Annotated in this window: 15 protein-coding genes; 4 read left to right on the forward strand and 11 right to left on the reverse strand. The window is 73.3% G+C overall.

Going from position 1 to position 17,433, the window contains the following annotated elements:
- Position 1: 1 nt before the first annotated feature.
- The 9 genes from H6H00_RS19145 to H6H00_RS19185 form a co-directional block, all read right to left on the reverse strand.
- Positions 2-628: a TetR/AcrR family transcriptional regulator gene (locus tag H6H00_RS19145; RefSeq protein ID WP_185717114.1), complete on the reverse strand. Its 627-nt coding sequence runs from the start codon at positions 626-628 to the stop codon at positions 2-4.
- Positions 629-669: 41 nt separating this feature from the next.
- A complete protein-coding gene (locus tag H6H00_RS19150) occupies positions 670-1,554 on the reverse strand; it encodes an SDR family NAD(P)-dependent oxidoreductase (RefSeq protein WP_185717115.1) in 885 nt (294 codons plus the stop codon).
- Positions 1,551-3,200, reverse strand: coding sequence for an AMP-binding protein (locus H6H00_RS19155; RefSeq protein WP_185717116.1), 1,650 nt, complete (start codon positions 3,198-3,200; stop codon positions 1,551-1,553). The genes H6H00_RS19150 and H6H00_RS19155 overlap by 4 nt, the downstream gene beginning before the upstream one ends.
- Positions 3,197-4,210, reverse strand: a complete 1,014-nt coding sequence (locus H6H00_RS19160) for a Rieske 2Fe-2S domain-containing protein (protein WP_185717117.1) — start codon at positions 4,208-4,210, stop codon at positions 3,197-3,199. The genes H6H00_RS19155 and H6H00_RS19160 overlap by 4 nt, the downstream gene beginning before the upstream one ends.
- Complete coding sequence (locus tag H6H00_RS19165; protein WP_255425262.1) at positions 4,207-6,138, reverse strand: flavin-containing monooxygenase; 1,932 nt, start codon at positions 6,136-6,138, stop codon at positions 4,207-4,209. The genes H6H00_RS19160 and H6H00_RS19165 overlap by 4 nt, the downstream gene beginning before the upstream one ends.
- A gap of 96 nt (positions 6,139-6,234) precedes the next feature.
- Positions 6,235-7,017: an enoyl-CoA hydratase/isomerase family protein gene (locus tag H6H00_RS19170; protein ID WP_185717119.1), complete on the reverse strand. Its 783-nt coding sequence runs from the start codon at positions 7,015-7,017 to the stop codon at positions 6,235-6,237.
- 16 nt (positions 7,018-7,033) lie between these two features.
- Entirely contained in the window at positions 7,034-8,113 is a 1,080-nt protein-coding gene (locus H6H00_RS19175; RefSeq protein ID WP_185717120.1) for a hypothetical protein, read from the reverse strand.
- 38 nt (positions 8,114-8,151) lie between these two features.
- Positions 8,152-8,904, reverse strand: coding sequence for an SDR family NAD(P)-dependent oxidoreductase (locus H6H00_RS19180; RefSeq protein ID WP_185717121.1), 753 nt, complete (start codon positions 8,902-8,904; stop codon positions 8,152-8,154).
- 24 nt (positions 8,905-8,928) lie between these two features.
- Positions 8,929-10,467, reverse strand: a complete 1,539-nt coding sequence (locus H6H00_RS19185; protein ID WP_185717122.1) for a class I adenylate-forming enzyme family protein — start codon at positions 10,465-10,467, stop codon at positions 8,929-8,931.
- Positions 10,468-10,593: 126 nt separating this feature from the next.
- Between H6H00_RS19185 and H6H00_RS19190 the strand changes: the two genes are divergently transcribed.
- Both H6H00_RS19190 and H6H00_RS19195 read left to right on the forward strand, forming a co-directional pair.
- On the forward strand, positions 10,594-11,481 hold the full coding sequence (locus tag H6H00_RS19190) for a PaaX family transcriptional regulator (protein ID WP_185717123.1): 888 nt from the start codon (positions 10,594-10,596) through the stop codon (positions 11,479-11,481).
- Between the two features lie 54 nt (positions 11,482-11,535).
- Entirely contained in the window at positions 11,536-12,759 is a 1,224-nt protein-coding gene (locus H6H00_RS19195; protein WP_185717124.1) for a cytochrome P450, read from the forward strand.
- A gap of 49 nt (positions 12,760-12,808) precedes the next feature.
- Here H6H00_RS19195 and H6H00_RS19200 read toward each other — a convergent pair whose 3' ends face one another.
- Positions 12,809-13,729: an alpha/beta hydrolase gene (locus H6H00_RS19200; protein WP_185717125.1), complete on the reverse strand. Its 921-nt coding sequence runs from the start codon at positions 13,727-13,729 to the stop codon at positions 12,809-12,811.
- Positions 13,726-15,357 (reverse strand): acetate--CoA ligase, encoded by a 1,632-nt coding sequence (locus tag H6H00_RS19205; RefSeq protein WP_185717126.1) that lies wholly within the window; start codon positions 15,355-15,357, stop codon positions 13,726-13,728. Before H6H00_RS19205 ends, H6H00_RS19200 begins: the two co-directional genes overlap by 4 nt.
- A gap of 96 nt (positions 15,358-15,453) precedes the next feature.
- On the opposite strand from H6H00_RS19205, the gene H6H00_RS19210 reads away from it, so the two are divergent.
- A complete protein-coding gene (locus H6H00_RS19210) occupies positions 15,454-16,617 on the forward strand; it encodes an acyl-CoA dehydrogenase family protein (RefSeq protein ID WP_221775594.1) in 1,164 nt (387 codons plus the stop codon).
- Positions 16,617-17,429, forward strand: a complete 813-nt coding sequence (locus H6H00_RS19215; protein ID WP_185717127.1) for an enoyl-CoA hydratase/isomerase family protein — start codon at positions 16,617-16,619, stop codon at positions 17,427-17,429. The genes H6H00_RS19210 and H6H00_RS19215 overlap by 1 nt, the downstream gene beginning before the upstream one ends.
- Positions 17,430-17,433 lie beyond the last annotated feature (4 nt).

Below are 17,433 nucleotides of genomic sequence, written 5' to 3' on the forward strand. Positions count from 1 at the left end.
CTCACCTCGGGGTCTGCTGGGGTCGGTTCAGTCCGTCCAGGACGATCTCGGCGTACATCCGGCCGATCTCGCGGGCGGCCATCGGCCCGGTGCGGTACCACTGGTAGGCCCAGGCCGACATGCCGATGATGCCGAAGGCCAGCACCCGGGCCGAGGCCACCGGGCGGAACGAGCCGTCGGCGATCCCGGCCTCCAGGATCGTGACGACCTGTTGCTCGTACTCGTCGCGCTTCTTCTTGACCTCGACGAACCGGTCCTCGGACAGGAAGCGGCGCTGCTCGAAGAAGATGGTCTGGTAGCGCTGGAACCGCTCGGCCCCGACGAGGTTCTCCTCGATCAGCTGGGCGAGGGTCTCGCGCGGCGAGCGGCCGGCCGACGCGGCCGCTCGCAGCATCTCGAGCTGGCTGTCGATGAAGGCGTCGTGGATGAGCAGCAGCAGGTCCTCCTTCGCCGCGAAGTGGTGGTAGAACGATCCCTTGCTCACCCGGGCCCGTTCCACGACCTCCTGGACCGACGTGGCCTCGTAGCCCTTCTCGTAGAAGCAGTCCACGGCCGCGGTGACGATGGCGTCGAACGCCCCGCCCCGGGACGACGCCGGGCGGGAGCCGGGAGCGGATGCGGTGGCCATGGGCGGGATGGTAGCCAGCGCCGGGGCCGGGACCTGTGGGCTCATCCCGGGGCCGGGTCGCCGACCCGACGGCGGATCTGCGAGCGGACCCCGGTCTGACCGCGGTTGACCCCGACCAGTCCGGCGTCGCCCGGCCGGGTCTGCAGCCGGTTGCCCAGGTCCGGGCCGATGGCCGTCAGGCCCCCGTCGACGGAGATCGCCTGCCCGGTCACGAACTCCGAGTCCTCGCTGGCGAGGAACAGCGCGGTGCCCGCGATGTGCTCGGGGCGGCCGTGATCGGGCCACGGCTGGACGGTGGGCAGCAGCTCGCGCATCTGCTCCTCCCGGCCCTGGTGCAGCAGCGGGGTGAGGATCACGCCCGGGCAGATCGCGTTCACCCGCACCCGGTGTTCGGCCAGCTCGACCGCGACCGACCGGCTCAGGTTGATCACCGCGGCCTTGGCCGAGGAGTAGGCCTGCGGGCCGGCCCCGCCGGACAGACCGGCGACCGAGGCGGTGTTGATGATCGACCCGCCCGCACCCTGGTCGATCATGACGCGGGCCGCGTGCTTGGTGCCCAGGAACACCCCGCGGACCAGCACCGCGAACGTGTAGTCCCAGTCCTCCACCTCGATGTCGGTGACCGGCCCGAACGCGCCGCCGACGCCGGCGTTGTTGAACATGACGTCGAGGCGGCCGAACTCGGCGACCGCGGTGCCGACCGCACCGGCGACGTCGTCCTCGTCGGCGACGTCGGCCGCCACGAAGCGGACCGCGTCGGCCACCCCGGCGGCCCCGGCCGCGGACAGCATGGCCTTGCCGCTCTCCGCGTTGAGGTCCACCGCGACCACCCGCGCCCCCTCCGCGCAGAAGCGCAGCACCGTGGCCAGCCCGAGACCGCTGGCCCCGCCGGTCACGACGGCCACCTTGCCGGCCAGCCGGCTCACGAGGTCGCCACCCGCGACTCCGGGGCGACCACACCGGGGGCGCCCGCGTAGAGCTCGGCGTACTCGACCCGCAGCTGGAACTTCTGGATCTTGCCCGACGACGAGCGGGGCAGCTCGTCGAGCAGCACCACGGCCTTGGGGACCTTGAACCCGGCGAGCCGCTCGCGGCAGTGGGCCTCGAGCTCCTCGACGGTCGCGGTGGCGCCCGGGCTGCACCGGACGAACGCCGTGACGGCCTCGGTCCAGCGCTCGTGCGGCAGCCCGACGACGGCGCACTCGGCCACCGCGGGGTGCCCGGCGACGGCCAGCTCGACCTCCAGCGAGGCCACGTTCTCCCCGCCGGTCTTGATGATGTCCTTGCGCCGGTCGACGAACCAGACCACGTTCTCCTCGTCGACCCAGCCGAGGTCGCCGGTGTGGAACCAGCCGTGCCGGAACGCCTCCGCGGTGGCCTCGGGGTTCTTGAAGTACCCGGTCATCGCCTGGGGCCCGCGGTAGACCAGCTCGCCCAGCTCACCCGCGGCCAGCAGGTTGCCCTCCTCGTCCATCGCCGCGATCCCCATCGTCACCGCCGGGGCGCCCCAGGACGTGGTCTTGGTGTGGGCGTGCTCGGGGCGCTGGATCTCGTTGACCGGGGTGAACTCGGTCTGGCCGGAGATCAACCGGCACTGCGCGTTCGGGAACCGGGAGGCGAGGACCGCGACGCGCTCCGGGGACAGGCTGGCCGCCCCGATCACGCACAGCCGCACCGAGGACAGGTCGCGGTCGCCGATGCCGGGCTGGTCGAGCAGCCCCACCCACATCGGGCCGGTCATCAGCGTCGTGGTGACGGCGTGGGCGGCGACGGCGTCCAGCGCGGCGTCCGGGTCGTAGCTGCGCGAGATCACGGTGGCGGCGCCCGCGAACAGGTGCGGCAGCCACATCGCGTTGAGCTGGCCGGTGTGGAACAGCGGCATCACCGACAACGTCACGTCGGTGTGCTCCAGGTGCATCGCCAGCGCCGTGGACAGGGCGCTGATCAGCACCGCGAGGTGGCTGGTGGCCACCCCCTTGGGGCGGTCGGTGGTGCCGGAGGTGTAGAGCAGCTGCAGGGTGTCGGCGTTCTCGACCAGCACCTCCACCTCGTCGGCCGGGCCGGTCATCAGGTCCGCGAACGGGGCCACCCGCTCGGTGGCCCCGCCGACGGGCCGGGTGTCGCGCGGCGGCCCGTCGTCGACGACGTACAGCGCGCGCAGCGCCGGCAGCGCGTCCAGCAGGGCCCGCGTGTGGCCGGCGAACGCCTCCTCGGCCACGAGCACGGACGCCTCGGCCTCGTCGAGCATGAAGCGCATCTCGTCGGTGGTCAGCGCTACGTTGAGCGGCAGGTAGACCAGCCCGGCCTTGGCCGCGGCGAGGTAGGTGACCGGGATGACCCAGTGGTTGCGCGACACCACCCCGATCACGTCGCCGCGCCGCAGGCCCGAGGCCAGCAACGAGCGGGCCACCTGGTTCACCGCGTCGTCGAGCGCGCGGTAGGTGAGGACGACGTCGCCGTCGACCACCGCGGTCCGGTCGGGGAACCGGGCCGTCGTGCGGGTGAGGATGTCGCCGACGCACGCGCGCTGGATGAGGTTGGCGGCGAGCTCGGCGTCGTAGGTCCCGGTCACAGTGCTGCCTCCTGTGCTGCCGCCTCGACCTCGGCGGGGACGTAGAACTGGCGGGACCACTTGCGGAAGTTCTGGTAGGTGGGCGACTCCTCCCGGACGATCGGTGCCCGCAGCGTGTAGCGCATGTTGGACCAGATCGGGAAGTCCATCTCGGTCTGCCGGATCTGCTCCTCGAACACGCGCTGCTCCCGGCGGTCGGGTGGGGAGCCGGGCACGGCGTCGGGTCCGCGCTTCTGCCACATGGAGAAGAAGACGTCGGAGGTCTCGGCGTCGATCGGGGTGGAGCAGACGAACTGGGCGGCCTCGACGTAATCCATCATCCGGAAGCAGATCAACCCGACCCCCCACACCTCGATCTCCAGGCGGCCCGCGATGGTGCCGCCGGGTGTCAGCTCGGCGCCCTCGCGGCCGTAGGGGTACTCGTGCAGGACGTAGGCGTAGGGGCCCTCGGTCTCGAACTTCTCGATCGCCGTGGACCTCGGTGCCCGGTGCACGTAGTGGAAGTGCATCGGATCGACGGTGTTCTCGGCGACCACCTGCGGCTGGAACGTCACGTCCGCCCACAGCTTGACCGCGTGCGGCTGGGCCGGCAGGTAGTCGGGGTGCTCGAACTCCGGCAGCGTCGGGGGCTCCCAGGACGGCGCAGCGCCGTCGGGATGGTGCCACACCAGCACCACACCGTTGGCGGTCCGGGTCGGGTAGCTGCGCAGGCACGTCTTCACCGGGCGGGCGCTGTAGGGGATGTCGACGTTGCGGCCCTGCCCGTCCCACGCCCAGCCGTGGAACGGGCACACGATGTCGTCGCCGCGGACGGTGCCGCCGGCGCCGAGGTCGGCGCCGAGGTGCCCGCAGTAGGCCTCGATCGTGCGGTAGGCGCCGTCGGTGCCGCGGAACAGCACCAGGTCCTGGCCGAAGTAGCGCATCCGCCGGACGCCGCCGGGCTGCAGGTCGTCGGCCCACCCGACCTGGAACCAGCCGCTGGGCGCGGTCGGGTAGGGGAAGCCCTTCATCGGTTCTCCTCGGTGTGGTGGGCCGGCTCGACGTGGAAGTCGGCCAGGTCGGCGGTGCGGGTCATGTCCCAGTAGTCGATGACGCGCCACGGCGTGTTCGTGACCACGCGCCCGGCGGAGTTGCGGTAGTAGGTGCTCATCCCGGGGTGCGACCACACCATCCGGTCGTGCGCCGCATCCACCCGCGCGACGTAGTCGTCGTGCACCTCGGCCCGGCACTCCAGTGCGCCGATCCGGCCCTCGCGCATCCGGCGCAGGGCGTCGCCGATGTAGCGGGCCTGGCACTCGGCGATGAACATGTAGCTGCCGCCTGCCCCCGGGTTGACGTTGGGTCCGTACATCAGGAACAGGTTCGGGAAGCGCGGCACCGTGATGCCCAGGTACGCGGTGGCGTCGTCGTCACCCCAGACCGCACGCAGGTCAGCCCCGCCGCGCCCGCGCACCTGCAGCGGAGCGACGAACCGGTTCACCTGGAACCCGGTGCACAGCACGACGACGTCCGCCGGGTGCAGGGCGCCGGTGCCGTCGCGCACCGCGTCGGCGGTGAAACCGGTGACCGGCTCGGTGACCAGGTCGACGTGCGGGCGGGTCAGCGCCCGGTACCAGCCGTTGTCCAGCAGCATCCGCTTGCCGTAGGGCGGGTAGCTCGGCACCGCCTTGGCCTGCAGGTCCGGCCGCCCGGCCAGCTCGGAGCGGATGTAGCGGGTGAAGTACTCTCGGTGCCCGTCGTTGACGGCGTTGAGCGAGCGCTCGGGATGCTCCCACCCGGGGTCGACCTGCAGGGAGGGGTGCACCCGGTCGTTCCAGGTCCAGGCCAGGCGCAGCCGGTACCAGGTGCGGTAGAACGGCACGTTGTCGAACAGCCACCGCGCGTCGTCATCGATCGGGTCGAAGTACCCGTCGGCGGGCGCGGCCCACTGCGGTGAGCGCTGGAACACCGTCAGCGAGGCGGTCCGGTCGACGATCGCCGGGACCGTCTGCATGGCGCTGGCCCCGGTCCCGACGACGGCCACCCGCCTGCCGGTGAGATCCAGGTCGGCGGGCCATCGGGTGGAGTGCACGACCGTGCCGCGGAAGTCGTCCAGCCCCGGGAGGTCGGGCACGATCGGGATGCCGAACAGCCCGGCCGCGGTGACCAGGACGTCCGCGGTGAGCTCACGCTGCACCCCGTCCCGGTCGCGGACCAGCACGGTCCAGCTCTGCGCGGCCTCGTCGTAGCGCGCGTCGACGGCCTCGGTGCCGAACAGGATGTCCTCCCGCAGGCAGTAGTGGTCGGCGAGGTCGGCGAGGTAGCCGGCGAGCTCGTCGCGCTTGCCGAAGTGGCCCGACCAGGCCCGCGGGAAGAACGACAGCGAGTACAGGTGGCTGGGGGTGTCCACGCCGCAGCCCGGGTAGGAGTTGGTCAGCCAGGTGCCGCCGACGTCCTCGTTGCGCTCGACGATCACGTGCCGCACGCCCGCCTCGCGCAGCGCCACGGCCAGCGTCATCCCGGACACCCCGGCGCCGACGATGAGCACCGTCTGGCCGGTGCCGGCCTGCGGCCGCGGCCGCGGCGTGCGGACCGGGGCACCCAGCTCGGCCGCGGCGAGCCGGCCGTACTCTTCGGGGACGGGCTCGCCCATCGCCACCGCGAACATCTCGGTCAGCTGCGCGGTCGGCGGGTCGGCGACAACCACCGGCGTCCCGCCGGACCAGGCCAGCACGGCGTCGGTGACCGCGTCGAGGACCTCACGGCGACGCTCGTCGGCGAGCCCGCCGGAGTCGTTCGCGCCGAGGCCGCGGTTGCGGCCGGGCCGGTAGGGCGGCTCGAGCCAGCGGCGGTCACCGGTCAGGTGGTGCAGCACCATCAGCAGGGTGGGGATGTTGCCGGCCTCGACGGCGGCCCGCAGGCGGGTCCGGTCCACGGCGGGGGCGAGTACCTCGGTCACGGCGGCTCCGTCGGTGGCGTGGGGGTGAGGTCCACCATACTGACCGGTCGGCATGGTGGCAACGGGTCGCGGACCGTACAGGTGGCCGCACCGTCGTCACCGCCCGAGGAACCGGGCCGGGCGACGTGCCAGGAAGGCCGCGGCGCCTTCCCGGGCATCGTCGGAGGCCAGCACCGCGAGCGCGGCGTCGCGCTCGGCGGCAACGCCCCGGCGGTGCTCCGCGGAGTAGGTGCGCTTGATCGCGGCGACGGTCAGCGGAGCGTTGCCGGCGATCACCGCGGCGAGGGCCCGCGCCTCGGCGGCGAGATCCTCCGGCGCGCACACGCGCCCGACGAGGCCCAGCCCGGCGGCCTCGGCGGCGTCGAAGTGGCGGCCGGTGAGCAGCAGGTCCGCGGCGGCGGCCGTACCGATCTCGCGGGTGAGCGCCCCGACCGCGCCGAACGGGTAGAGGCCCATCCGGGCGGCCTGCGTACCGAACCGCGCGCTCGACGCCGCGAGGCGCAGGTCGCAGGCGAGCAGCAACGACATGCCGCCCCCGAAGCACCCCCCGTTGACGGCCGCCACCACCGGGACCCCGATCCGGGTCGGTCCCAGCAGCGCGGCCTCCAGGAGCGCGAGGGCGGCACCGGGATCATCGATCTCCCGCAGGTCGGCCCCCGAGCAGAAGGCCGACCCGGTGCCGGTGAGCACGACGACGCGAGCGGCGGGATCGGCATCGACGTCGGACCACACCCGGGCCAGCGCCTCGGCGGTGGCCGGGTCGAGGGCGTTGCGCGTCCGGGGCCGGTCGAGCCGGACGGTCCACACCGGGCCGTCCCGGTCGACGTGCAGGCCGGGGGTGTCCGGACCCGGCTGCGCCAGGGGCCCCGTCCGGGTCATGCCCCGGCCCGTCCCGTCACCGGGCAAGGAGATCGGCGGTGTAGTCCTCCTCCAGGCTGCGCTCGCGGGCCCCGATGCGGAAGGCCTCGAACACCGGGAGGTGGTCGTCGAAGTCGTCGATGCCGTTCTGCTCCAGCACCCACTTGACCTTCTTCACCGCCGGGCGCGCGGCCTCCCACATCGCGTCGGCGTCCTCGCCGGTCATCACCCGCATCGCCCGGCCCAGCAGGCGGTTGTGGGTCTCGGCGAAGTGCCCGGGCGCCTGGTCGGCGGGACGCATCCAGAAGTTGGACTCGTCGCTGGTGACCAGCTGCGGCAGGGCCAGCATCCCCATCGCGTACAGGATGCCGTCGCTGGCCAGCTTGGCCAGGAACCGCCGCTCGTCGGTGCCCAGCGCGGGCCGGTCGCGGTCGCGCATCCGCTTCTCGAACAGCAGCCGGCCGTACGCGACGTGGCGGCGTTCGTCGACGTCGACGTGGCGGTAGCCCTCCTTGAGCGCGGGCCACGCGATGCCGTCGACGATGCGGTCGAACAGCACCATCCCCACGATCTCCGGGGCCAGGATGCTGACCTGCAACAGCCACGGGTTGTCCCCGAGCACGACCTTCTCGGTGTAGGTGGGCCACATCCGCGACTGCTTCCACTCCACCCACCGCAGGTTCTGCACCGCGCGGTGCTCCAGCTCGGTGCGCGGGGTGAACTCGAACGGGAAGCCCGGGATCATCGTGGTGGCGACCCGGCGGAAGAACTCCTCGTGCACGAACTCGTCGCGGCCGGTGGCCATGCACAGCAGGATCAGCCCGTGCTCCTCGTGCCGCTCGTAGAGCGTGGAGAGCGGGTGCAGGAACTGGGGTGCGGCGGCGTACTCGAACATCGCCCCGAGTGCGCCGTGGTAGGCCACGGCGAGCCGCTCCTCGGGTTCCAGCGCGTCGACGTCGATCGTGTCCCAGGCCAGCCGGGTCGGGTTCCAGGTGAGGTCCTTGGCCCGCTCGTAGACGTTGAGCGCGCGGCGGTCCTCGACCCGCCAGTCGACCGGGTAGATGTTGGGAGCCAGCACCGGAGGTGGTGTCCACGCGTGGTCCATCTCGATCGTCATGTCGCCTCCTGTTCGACCCCGCCGGGGTCGGTGTCGCCCTAGGGCATTGCGTATCCGCCGTTGACGCCGTAGGTCTGCCCGGTCACCCAGGACGCGCGGTCGCCGGCCAGGAACGCGACCGCGGCGGCCGCGTCCTCGGGCTCGCCGGTGCGGCCAAGCGGATACGCCTTCGCGATCCGGTCCCACAGCTCGGGGGCGAAGCTCGCCTCCGCCTGCGGCGTGCGGGTGGTGCCCAGCGCCACGCAGTTGACCCGGACGCCGTGCCGCCCGACCTCCTTGGCCAGTGCCTTGCTGAACCCGATCACCGCGGCCTTGGCCGCGGAGTAGACGGCGGTGCGGGGTTCGCCGACCCGGGCCGCCTCCGAGGTGATGGTGACGACCGACCCCCGGCCGCGCGCGATCATGCCGGGCAGCGCCGCATGGGTCATGTTGAGCACACCGTGGGTGTTGACCCCGAACTCGCGGGCCCAGTCCTGCGGGCCGGTCTCGGTGAACGGCTTCACGATCCACATCCCGGCGTTGTTGACCAGGACGTCCAACGGGCCGATCGCCCGTTCCGCCTCCGCGACCATGGCGGCGGCGGAGGCGTGGTCGCTGACGTCCCCGGTGATCGCGACGACGGTGCCGCCCGCGGCGCCGAGCTTCGCCGCCGCCTCCCGCGCGCCCTCGGCGTCGACGTCGGCGACGGCCACGCTCGCCCCTTCGGCGACGAGCAGGGCGCTGATCGCATAGCCGATCCCGCGGGCCCCGCCGGTGACCAGCGCCGCGCGTCCGTCGAGTCCGAGATCCATGGTGCTCCTGTCGGTAGGGCCGGCTCAGACGCCGGAGACGCGGCGTTCCCGGCCCGCCCAGTGCGGCTCGCGCAGCGCCTTGCGCTGCAGCTTGCCCACCGGGCTCTTGGGCAGCTCCTCGGTGCGGAACTCCACCCGGCCGGGCTTCTTGTAGGAACCCAGGGCGCCTGCGACGAGGTCGATGATCTCCTGCTCGGTCACCGCCGCCCCGGGGTCGGTGACGCAGACGGCCATCGGGGTCTCGCCCCACCGCTCGTGCGGGACGCCGAAGACCGCCACCTCGCGCACCGCGGGATGGGAGGCGATGGCGTTCTCCAGCTCGGCGGGCCAGATGTTGAACCCGCCCGAGATGATCATGTCGTCCATCCGGTCGAGCACGTAGAGGTAGCCGTTGGCGTCCATGGTGCCGACGTCGCCGGTGAGCACCCAGCCGTCCACCAGGCGGGCGGCGGTCTTCTCGGGGTCGTTCCAGAACCCGGTCATCTGACCCTCGCAGCGGATCGCGATCTGACCCTCCTGCCCGACGGGCAGCGCCTCGTCGTCGGGCCCGCGGATCTCCAGCTCGGCGAACGGCAGCGGCCGCCCGGCCGAGCGCAGCGGGGTGGAGCCCTCGACGGTGGAGAACCACTCCTGCGGTCCCATCGCGCACGCCGGCAACGCCTCGGTCTGGCCGTAGAGCTGGTGGAGCACCGGCCCGAACAGGTCGCGCGCGGCCAGCGCGGTGGCGTCCGAGATCGGTGCGCCGGCGACCAGGACGACCTTGAGCGCCGAGAAGTCCCGGCGCTGCGCGTCGGGGTGCTGGGTAAGGGCGCCGAGCAGCGCGGGGACGCAGAACATGTACCCGACCCGCTCGCGTTCCATCGCCTCCAGGCACCCGGCCGGGTCGGCGGCCGGCAGCAGGACGTTGGCGGCGCCCTGCAACCACATCGGGAGGTAGAGGTAGCCCGAGCCGTGCGAGATCGGGCCGACGTGCAGGCAGACGTCACCGACCTGCACCGGGGGGAGGTTGTAGGTCCAGTCCCGGCCCGAGGCGATCCAGGTCCGGTGCGTGTTCGCGACGCCCTTCGCCCGCCCGGTGGTGCCGCCGGTGTGCCGGATGATGAAGTAGTCGTCCGGCTCGATCCGCGGGTCGGGGTCGGTGTCGGGTTGGGCGGCCAGCCAGTCCTCGTAGCCGTCGTCGCGGACGATCACGTGCTCGAGGTCGGGCAGCTCGTCGACCAGCCCGGCGACGTCGGGCAGGTAGCGCTGCGAGACCACGAGCGCCCGGCAGCCCGTCCCGGCCATGTTGTCGGCGTGTGCCCGGCGGGCGTCGCGGGCGTAGAGCGGGACGCGGACGAGCCCGGCCGCGGCGGCCCCCGCGTACATGTCCTGCGCCCCGATGCCGTTGTCCTCCAGCACCGCCACCCGGTCGCCCGGGTCCAGGCCGAGCGCGAGCAGGCCGTTGGCGAGCCGCAGCCCGCGCGACCAGGCCTGCGCGAAGGTGAGCCGCCGGTCGCCGGAGACCACCGCGGTCCGCTCGGCGTAGTGCTGCGCCGAGCGGCGCATCAGGCCCCGGACGTCCATCGGTCATCGACCTCCTCGTCGGTGGATGTCGAGTGTGCTTGAGCACGCGACGGCCGTCAACAGAATGTCGTAGAAAGGCGTCACTACCATGCGCGGGCACAGGGGTCGGACGACCGGGGGAGAACGATGGACGCGCGCGGCGGACCGGCACCGGTCGGCGGGTGGAACGGCAACGGCGCGCCGCGGGCGTCGCGGAGCGCCCGGTCGCTGCTGTTCACCGTCGTCGGGGAGTACCTCCGGGATCCGGGATCGGCGCTGTGGACCGCGGGTGCGGTCGCCGCGCTGGGCCGGCTGGGGGTCGAGGAGCGCGCGGCCCGGCAGGCCCTGACCCGGACGGCGCGGGACGGCTGGCTCGTGGCCGAGCGGCACGGCCGCCGCACGCTCTGGCGGCTGACCTCCCGGGCCGCCGACCACTTCGCGGAGTCCGCCGAGTCGGTCTACCGGGCCAGGCGGCACCCGACCGGCTGGAACGGCGACTGGACCGTGCTCGTCACCTCCGTGCCCGAGTCCCGGCGCGAGCTGCGGCACCGGCTGCGCACCCGGCTGCGCTGGGCCGGGTTCGGGCCGCTCGGACAGGGTGTGTGGATCTCCCCGCGGGTGGGCTCGGAGCAAGCCGCCCGGCACGTGCTCGACGAGCTCGGCCTGACCGCCAGCGCGGTGTCGGTCATCGGCCGGATCGGCGGCCTCGGCTCCGAGTTCGAGGTCGTGAACCGGGCGTGGGACCTCGGTGGCCTGGCCCGCGACTACGCCGCCTTCGCCGCCGAGTTCTCCGACCGGCGCGAGCGGACCGAGCGCGAACCCGCGGTCGTCTTCACCGAGCAGACCCGGATGGTGCACCGCTGGCGGGAGTTCGCGCTGCGCGACCCCGTGCTGCCGGCCGACCTGCTGCCCGCCCGCTGGCCCGGTCACGACGCCCGGGACCTGTTCTTCCGCCGGCACGACGCCGACCACCGGATCGCCGCGGCCTGGCTGGGTGCGCTGAGCCAGGGCGCGACCGGCCCGGCCGGACCGTGACTCACATGCGACATCCTATTGAATGTCGCCGACAGAATGTCGTACGTTGTGCCGGTGGCAGCCCCCATCGATCTCCTGATCGCCGACGCGGTCGCCGACCCGCACGCGACGTTCGCGGCCCTGCGGGACCGTGGCCCGGTGGTCTGGAGCGACACCCACCGGGCCTGGATCATCACCGGCTACGACGGCGTGGCCGAGGCGTTCCTGGACTCCGAGCGGCTGTCCTCCGACCGGCTGACCCCGTACTGGGCCCGGCTCACCCCCGACCGCGCCGCCGTCCTCGGGACCACGTTCGACGTCCTGCGCGGCTGGATGGTGTTCCACGACCCGCCCCGCCACGCGCTCCTGCGCAACCCGGTGCGCCGAGCGTTCACCCCGCGCCAGGTCCAGCGGCTGGCCCCCGGGATCGAGCGGATCGCCGCCGAGCTGCTCGACGGGATCGCCGAGCGGGGCGAGTGCGACCTCAAGGCCGAGTTCGCGTTCCCGCTGCCGGCCCTGGTCATCGCGGACCTGATGGGGGTGGAGGGCGCCGATCGGCACCGCTTCAAGGACTGGTCGGCCAAGCTGGCCGCGATCGTGTTCGGCGAGTCCGACAACCCGCGGCGCGACGCCCGGGCGGCCGAGGGCAGCGCCGAGTTCGTCGACTACTTCAGCTGGCTGGTCCGGCACCGCCGGGAGCACCCGGGCGAGGACCTGGTCAGCGCGCTGCTCGCCGCGCAGGCCGAGGAAGGGGCCGGCGAGCTGAGCGAGCTGGAGCTGGTGGGCGCGTGCACGCTGCTGCTGTTCGCCGGCCACGAGACGACGACGAACCTGCTGGCGAACTCGGCGCTGGCCCTGCTGGGCCGGCCCGACCAGGCGGCTCTGCTGCGCAGCAGGCCGGAGACCGTCGACACGGCCGTCGAGGAGCTGATCCGTTTCGACGGGCCGGTCAAGACCATGGTCCGGGTCGCGGCCCGGACCCACGAGCGCGGGGGGGTGACCCTCGAGCGGGGACAGACCGTCTACCTGTCGGTGGCCGGGGCGAACCGCGACCCCGCGGTCTACGACCGCGCGGACGACCTGCGCCTGGACCGCGTCCCGGGGCGACCGGGCATCAGCTTCGGGCAGGGCCTGCACTTCTGCCTCGGGGCGGCGCTGGCCCGGCTGGAGACCCGGATCGCGGTGCCGGCGCTGCTGGGCAGGTTCCCCGATCTCGCGCTGACCGGCGACGACCTGAGCTGGGAGCCGCAGATCCTGACCAGGGCCGTCCGCGAGCTCCCGGTGTCGGTCGGGACCTGACCACCCGGCGGCCGGTCACGGGCCCGGTCCCGAGTCGGCGGGCACCCGCTCAGCTCTCCGGTGCCGGGGTGCGGAAGCCGTGCCGATCCAGGAAGCGCCCGATCGCGGCGAGCCCCTCGTCGTGTGCGGGGTGCGTCGGGAGCTGCAGGAACGCGTGCGGTGCGCCGTCGAGCACCACGAGCTCGTGCGGGACGCCGACCTCGGCGAGGTGCGCGGCGAACGCCGTGGACTCGGCACACAGCGGGTCGCGCCCGCCGACGGCCACCAGCGTCGGCGGCATCCCGGCGCCGTGGCCCTCGGGGCTGAGCCGGGGGTCACCCCGGACGGCCTCGAAGTCCCCGGGCGGCAGGTAGAGCTGGGTGTGCGCCTCGTGCCCGGCCAGCAACGGGGCCAGTACCGGCAGGGCCCGGTGGTAGTCGTAGACGCCGTAGAGCAGCAGGGCCCCGGAGACCGACCGGCCCGCCGTTGTACCGGTGAGCACGCAGGCCGCGAGGTTGGCCCCGGCGGAGTCCCCGCCGACCAGGATCCGGGCCGGGTCGCCGCCGAACTCCGCGGCATGCCCGGCCGCCCAGCCGACGGCGAACTCCGCGTCCTGCACGGCGGCCGGGAACCGGTGCTTGGGCGCCCTGCGGTAGTCGACCGAGACGACCAGCAGGCCGAGCGCCGCCAGCTCGGTGGCCAGCCGGCGATGGGTGTGCGGTGCGCCCATCACCCAGCCGCCGCCGTGCAGGTAGACGAGCACCGGGAACGGCGGCTCGCCGAGCGGGACGGTGATGTCGGCACCCAGCCGCCAACCCGCTACCTCGCGCATCGGCACGCCGTGGTGCACCGCCGCGACCGGGGGGCCGTCGGCGTTGACGTAGTCGTCGTAGGAGCCGAGCAGGGCGGCGGGGGAGATCCCGTCGGGTGCCCGCAGCGTCAGCTGGAACTCCAGCAGGGGGCCGGGAACCGTGGCCGCCGGGTCGCTCATCGGGCCCCCGCGTCGAGCGCCCGCAGCTCGACCCGGCGGATCTTGCCGGTGATGGTCTTGGGCAGCTCGGCCAGGAAACCGATCTCCCGCGGGTGGTTCCAGCCGCCCGCGGTGCGCTTGCAGTGCTCCTTGAGCTCGGCCACCAGCTCGTCGCCCGGTTCGTGGCCCGGGTTCAGCGCGACCCAGGCCTTGACGATCTGGCCACGCTGCGGGTCGGGCTTGCCGACCACCCCGGCCTCGGCGACCGCGGGGTGCGACAACAGGGCCGCCTCGATCTCGGTCGGCCCGATCCGGTAGCCGCCCGAGGAGATGACGTCGTCGCGCCGGCTGCTGTACCAGAAGTAGCCGTCCTCGTCGATCCTGGCCAGGTCGCCGGTCCACTGCCAGCCGTCGCGCAGGACGGCGGCGGTGGCCTCGGGCCGCTCCCAGTAACCCTGGGTGAGCGCGGGGTAGTCCGGCCGGGAGACGATCTCACCGATCTCGCCGGTGGGCAGCTCGGTGCCCTCGTCGTCGACGACGGCCACGGTGAGCCACGGCAGGGCCGGGCCCAGGCTGCCGGGTTTGATGGTCATGCCGTTGCGGTTGCTGCACAGCGCCGCGCCGTTCTCGGTCTGCCCGTAGCACTCGACGATCGGCGTGCCGAACCGGGTCCTGGACCACTCGAGGGTCTCGGGGTCGAGCGGTTCGCCGACGGTGCCGAGCCGACGGATCGGGACGGGGCCTCCCTCTCCCGGCAGTCCGGCCTCGCCGGAGCGCAGCATCCGGTAGGCGGTGGGCACCGCGAACAGGGTGGTGACGCCCTCGTCCCGGATGATCGACCACCAGCGGGCGGCGTCGAACTCGCCCTCGTAGGTCACGAAGCCCTGTCCGAAGCCCAGCGTGCCCAGCGGCAGCAGGACGCCGGTGATCCACGCCAGGTCCGAGGTCGGCCACATGAGGTCCTCGGGCCGCAGCTCCAGGGTCAGCGCGACCAGCGCGAGCGCCCCGACCAGCAGCTGGTGCCCGTGCACCGAGCCCTTCGGCCGTCCGGTGGTGCCGCTGGTGTAGAAGAGGAACGCCGGGTCCTCGGCCGTGGTGTCCGCCACTTCGACCTGCGCCGGAGCGGCGGCCAGCCGGGCGGTCAGGCCGTCCGGACCGTCGTCGTCGATCAGCACCACGGTGGCCCCGACGGCGGCGGCCGCCGCGCGCACGGTCGGCTCGTGGGCCCGGGCGGTGACGATCACCCTCGGCCGGGCGTCCTGCACCCGCACGGCGACCCCGTCGGGGCCGAACGTGGTGGACAGGCAGCTCCACACCGCGCCGACCTTGAGGGTGCCGAGCAATAGGGCCCAGTGCACGGGCAACCGGGGCATCATCGTGAACACCCGGTCGCCCCGGGTCACGCCGAGCCCGCGCAGCGCACCGGCGACCCGGTCGGAGGTGTCGGCGAGCTCGGCGAAGCCGATGTCGCGCGCGGAGCCGTCGGCCCCCAGCCAGCGGATCGCCCGGGCCCCGGAGTCGCGGTAGCGGTCGCACACCTGGACCGCGAGGTTCATCCGGTCCGGCACCCGCCACCGGAAGCCCTTGGCGATCTCGGCGTTGCCGGTGTCGCGCAGCGCCGCGTAGTGGTCCGTGTCGACGTCGGTCACGGGGACTCCCGTTCAGGGGTGTTGTGATCTAGATCATCGTGATTATCATCCTGATCGTGCGGGCAGGCAAGGCTGCCCAGCGACGGGGAGGACGACGTGGACTTCACCCTGACCGAACGCGAGCGCGAGTGGGTCGAGCTCGGGCGCACGCTCGCCGCCGAGTTCGCCCCCCGGGCCGCCCACTGGGACACCGAGTCGGCCTACCCCGAGGAGAACCACAAGCGGCTTGGTGAGCTCGGCCTGCTCGGCGCCGCGCTGCCCACCGAATTCGGCGGCGGAGGGGCCAGCCTCGTCGAGTGCTACCTGCTGGTCGAGGAGATCAGCAAGGCGTGCGCCAACACGGCGCTGCTGGTGCACGACCAGAACGTCTCCGGACGGATCCTCGCCACCTACGGCGGCCCCGGCCACCGCGAGATCCTGGAGCGGCTCGCCGCGGGCACCGCGGAGGTGACCATCGCGATGACCGAGCCGCAGGCGGGCTCGGCGCTCTACGAGCTGACCACCACCGCCCGCCGGGACGGCGACGAGTGGGTCGTCGACGGCGGCAAGACCTACAACTCCTTCGGCGACCGCGCGGCGGCGCACCTGGTCTACGCCCGGTTCGTCGAGACCGGCTCGGCACCCCCGTCGGGTCCGGAGGGCATCGGCATCGTGCTCGTCGACGCCGACCGCCGGGGGGTGTCGGTCACCCCGATGGGGCGCAAGCTCGGGATGCGCGGTGTGGAGGAGGTCGACCTGCACTTCGACGGGGTGCGGGTACCCGCCTCCCACGTCGTCATCGAGGGCCGGCCGGGCTCCACCGAGGGCTTCACCCGGCCGCTGGAGGTCTACAACGCCACCCGCGTCGGGATGGGGGTGATGGCGCTGGGGATCGCCCAGGGGGCGATGGACCTCGCGATCGCCCACCTGCGGACCCGCCGCCAGTTCGGCCGCCGGCTCGCCGACTTCCAGGGCCTGCAGTGGATGCTCGCCGATGCGGCCGTCGCGGTCGAAGGCGCCCGGTTGCTGTGCTACCGGGCGCTCTCCGAGGTCGACGCGGGCCGCACCTCGGCCTACCACTCGGCCTGCGCGAAGATCGCCGCCACCGAGGGCGCGTTCCGGGTCGTCGACGACTGCCTGCAGATGCTCGGCGGTGCCGGGTACTTCGCCGAGGCGCCGCTGGAGCGGATGCTCCGCGACGTGCGGATGTTCAAGATCACCGGCGGGACGACCCAGATCCTGAAGAACACGATCGGGCGCGCCCTGGTGGGCAGGCCCTGATGGCGGCGGCCGGCCCGGCGGGTTCGGGTCCGCCGGTCGTCGTCGAGTCCGTCGGCCGGGTCGGCGTCGTGCGGCTCGACCGGCCCGGCAAGCTCAACGCCCTCGACGGACCCACCATCAGCGCGCTCCGGGCGGCCGTCGCCCGCTGCGCCGCCGACGACGGGATCGCCGCGGTGCTCCTGGAGGGGGCCGGGCGCTCGTTCTGCGCCGGCGGGGACCAGAGCGGCGGCGCGCAGCCACCGCGGGGGGCCTACGGCTGGTACGCCTACATCGCGGCCGAGGCCAACGCGCTGGTCCGCGAGCTCCTCGGGATGCCCAAGCCGGTGGTGGCCGCCGTGCAGGGCCATGCCTACGGCGCCGGGATGTGCCTCGCGCTGACCGCCGACCTGGTGGTCGCCGCCGACGACGCCCGGTTCTGCATGCCGTACCTGAAGATCGCCAACAAGCCCGACTTCGGGGCGTCCTACCTGTTGCCGCGCCGGGTGGCGAGCCTGTCGGTGGCGAAGGACCTGATCTACACCTCGCGCGTCGTGGACGCCCCCGAGGCGTTGCGGCTGGGGCTGGCCAACCGGCTGGAACCGCTGGCCGGGATGCGGTCGGCCGCCCTGTCGCTGGCGTCCGACCTGGCCGCCGGGCCGGCCCAGGCACTGGCGCTGTCCAAGGCGATCCTGGACCGCTCGCTCGACTCCGACCTCGACACGGTGCTGGCCATGGAGGCCATGGCGCACGGCATCGTCAAGATCTCCCGCGACCACGCCGAGGGTGTCGCGGCGTTCTTCGGCAAGCGCCCACCGACCTTCACCGGGGAGTAGCACG

Source organism: Pseudonocardia petroleophila, from assembly GCF_014235185.1.
In the GTDB taxonomy this organism is placed as follows: Bacteria; Actinomycetota; Actinomycetes; order Mycobacteriales; family Pseudonocardiaceae; genus Pseudonocardia; species Pseudonocardia petroleophila.

Excerpts from the sequence above, each read along its gene's own strand:
- H6H00_RS19145 (WP_185717114.1), bottom strand. The coding sequence starts at position 628 with ATGGCCACCGCATCCGCTCCCGGCTCCCGCCCGGCGTCGTCCCGGGGC.
- H6H00_RS19160 (WP_185717117.1), bottom strand. The coding sequence starts at position 4,210 with ATGAAGGGCTTCCCCTACCCGACCGCGCCCAGCGGCTGGTTCCAGGTC.
- H6H00_RS19170 (WP_185717119.1), bottom strand. The coding sequence starts at position 7,017 with ATGACCCGGACGGGGCCCCTGGCGCAGCCGGGTCCGGACACCCCCGGC.
- H6H00_RS19175 (WP_185717120.1), bottom strand. The coding sequence starts at position 8,113 with ATGACGATCGAGATGGACCACGCGTGGACACCACCTCCGGTGCTGGCT.
- H6H00_RS19180 (WP_185717121.1), bottom strand. The coding sequence starts at position 8,904 with ATGGATCTCGGACTCGACGGACGCGCGGCGCTGGTCACCGGCGGGGCC.
- H6H00_RS19185 (WP_185717122.1), bottom strand. The coding sequence starts at position 10,467 with ATGGACGTCCGGGGCCTGATGCGCCGCTCGGCGCAGCACTACGCCGAG.
- H6H00_RS19190 (WP_185717123.1), top strand. The coding sequence starts at position 10,594 with ATGGACGCGCGCGGCGGACCGGCACCGGTCGGCGGGTGGAACGGCAAC.
- H6H00_RS19200 (WP_185717125.1), bottom strand. The coding sequence starts at position 13,729 with ATGAGCGACCCGGCGGCCACGGTTCCCGGCCCCCTGCTGGAGTTCCAG.
- H6H00_RS19215 (WP_185717127.1), top strand. The coding sequence starts at position 16,617 with ATGGCGGCGGCCGGCCCGGCGGGTTCGGGTCCGCCGGTCGTCGTCGAG.